Source organism: Streptomyces sp. NRRL WC-3549, from assembly GCF_000721935.1.
Lineage (GTDB): Bacteria > Actinomycetota > Actinomycetes > Streptomycetales > Streptomycetaceae > Streptomyces.
Window position 1 is genome coordinate 73,802 of the sequence record NZ_KL585445.1, and the last position, 430, is coordinate 74,231.

Genomic DNA, 430 nt, shown 5'->3' on the forward strand with positions numbered 1-430 from the left:
GACGGCGCACAGACGACGCGGTGGGCGGTTTCCGTACGACGGAACCGCCCACCGCGCTTTTGTGTGCGGCCGGTCACCCGGCCGCACACAGCCCGTCAGGCCGGGCCGGGCGTCCGGCCCGGCACGACAGGCGCGGGCCGCGTCAGAACTTCACGTCCGAGCAGGCGTAGAACGCGTTGGCGGTGTCGGCCACGTTCCAGACGGCGAGGATGATGTGCTTGCCGGTCTTCTGGGTGGGGATCGTGCCCTGGTGGGTCAGGGTCGCCGGGGGCTGCTGGTTCCCGTACGGCACCGTCATGAAGGGCTGCGACTCCAGGGCGGCCCTGGTGAGCGGCTTGGTGGAGTCCCAGCCGTCCTTGGTGATGTAGTACCGGAAGTCGCTCGTGGCGTGGCGGGCGGTGAACTGCCAGCGGAAGCTGTAGCCCTGGCC

General features: G+C 70.2%; 1 protein-coding gene. It reads right to left on the bottom strand.

The genetic code is table 11. The annotated features are described in order from the left end of the window. Positions 1-142 precede the first annotated feature (142 nt). Positions 143-430: lytic polysaccharide monooxygenase (locus IH13_RS0134575; RefSeq protein WP_031090862.1), on the bottom strand; the 288-nt coding region annotated here is incomplete at its 5' end.